The organism is Lacihabitans sp. CS3-21, assembly GCF_024343675.1.
In the GTDB taxonomy this organism is placed as follows: domain Bacteria; phylum Bacteroidota; class Bacteroidia; order Cytophagales; family Spirosomataceae; genus Leadbetterella.
Genome location: NZ_RJUD01000035.1, coordinates 1 through 1,829, shown reverse-complemented (window position 1 = coordinate 1,829; position 1,829 = coordinate 1). Strand labels below are relative to the sequence as shown.

The 1,829-nt window shown below is 40.5% G+C and carries 3 protein-coding genes; 2 read left to right on the top strand and 1 reads right to left on the bottom strand.

The genetic code is table 11. The annotated features are described in order from the left end of the window. On the bottom strand, nucleotides 1–217 hold a 217-nt coding region (locus tag EGI24_RS14145), incomplete at its 3' end, for a hypothetical protein (protein WP_255049106.1). A gap of 265 nt (nucleotides 218–482) precedes the next feature. Here EGI24_RS14145 and EGI24_RS14140 point away from each other — a divergent pair. Both EGI24_RS14140 and EGI24_RS14135 read left to right on the top strand, forming a co-directional pair. After that, a complete protein-coding gene (locus tag EGI24_RS14140; protein WP_409035486.1) occupies nucleotides 483–1,499 on the top strand; it encodes an exo-alpha-sialidase in 1,017 nt (338 codons plus the stop codon). A 49-nt stretch (nucleotides 1,500–1,548) separates the two neighbouring features. After that, complete coding sequence (locus tag EGI24_RS14135; protein ID WP_255049105.1) at nucleotides 1,549–1,683, top strand: hypothetical protein; 135 nt, start codon at nucleotides 1,549–1,551, stop codon at nucleotides 1,681–1,683. Nucleotides 1,684–1,829: the final 146 nt, after the last annotated feature.

Below are 1,829 nucleotides of genomic sequence, written 5' to 3'. Positions count from 1 at the left end.
CAAAGCTTTTGGGTTCAATTGGGCTATTCGAATTTTTGGGAGTTAGGTTAGCTTTATCTACAAAAGTCGATTTTTTATTTTCAGGTAAAGCATATTTTTGAATCTCGCCCGATTCAATCATAAAATAGTCGTTTTCCTGCCAAACGACATTCTGAGCTTTTAGGTTTAAGGAAAAAAGGAGGAAAAAGTTAAAGAGTAATTTGAAAATCTTCATCATAGGTTTGGTCTTGGCATATTTTGATTGGAAAAATTAAGCATTTTTTTGGAGATAATATTATCATCCGAGAAAAAAATGAAATGATTATTTTAGAAATATGGCAAATTAAACTCCTGAATTAATCTATTTATTATGGTCATAGTCTGATTAAGGCAAATAAGAGCTCTCATTGTTAATCGAAATAATGAATTAAAAAACATGCTAAATTTCCATCAAAGGTTATTTTTATTTAGATTTAAATCTTAAAGTTTTCAACCCAATATAAATGATGAAGAAAATAATAATTTTCCTGATTGGAATCCAAGCTTCCTTCGCCCAAAGCCCCATTATCAAATCCGAATTTATTTACGAAAATGCTCCTTTCCCTTCTTGCCATGCATCTACGTTGGCCGAAACCCCTTCTGGAATAGTTGCAGCATGGTTTGGCGGAACAGCAGAAAGAGACCCAGATGTGGGTATTTGGGTGAGTAGAATAGAAAATGGCAAATGGACTGCACCAGTTGAAGTAGCCAATGGGGTGGAAAGCCCGAAGAAAAGATATCCGACTTGGAATCCCGTTTTGTTTCAAATGCCTGGAGCGGAATTGATATTGTTTTATAAAGTGGGCCCGAGTCCATCTACTTGGTGGGGAATGATAAAAAGGTCTTTTGATGGAGGAAAGACTTGGTCGGCAGCTGAAAAACTGCCTGATGGAATCTATGGGCCGATAAAAAACAAACCTGAGCTTTTGAGCGATGGTACTTTACTATGTCCCACAAGTTCTGAGGATAATGGCTGGCGGGTACATTTTGAAATGACCAAAGATGCAGGCAAAACTTGGACAAAAACTGCTGCCATAAATGATGGTAAAGAGTTTTCGGCTATCCAACCGAGCATTTTGTTTACAGAAGACGGCCAACTGCAGATCCTGTGTAGAAGTAAGAATAGCTATATTCTAGAAGCTTTTTCAAAAGATAATGGAAAGACTTGGTCGTCATTGAAGCCCATTTCATTGCCAAATCCAAATTCGGGAACAGATGCAGTTACCCTTAAAGATGGCCGACAATTGTTGGTTTACAATCATGTTGGCAAAAGTGAAGAACTGTGGGGCGGAAAACGGTCTCCATTAAATGTTGCGATTTCAGATGATGGGAAAGAATGGAAACCGTTTGTGGTTTTAGAAAATGAGCCTAAAATGGAATTTTCATATCCAGCAGTGATTCAAACGTCAGATGGCAAAGTGCATATAACTTACACTTGGAAACGAAAGAAAGTGAGATATGTGGTGCTGGATGTGAAATGACGGCACTTCGGCTCCGCTCAGTGTCCGAAGAGATACGCGACTTCGTTGTTTGAGCGGAGTCGATGACAAAAACGGCACTTCGGCTCCGCTCAGTGTCCTAAGAGATACGCGACTTCGTTGTCTGAGCGGAGTCGAAGACAAAAACGTCACTTCGGCTCCGCTCAGTGACCGTGGCGACATTTGATTCTGTTGACTGAGCGGAGTCGAAGACAAAAACGGCACTTCGGCTCCGCTCAGTGACCGTGGCGACATTTGATTCTGTTGTCTGAGCGGAGTCGAAGACAAAAACGTCACTTCGGCTCCGCTCAGTGACCGTGGCGACATTTGATT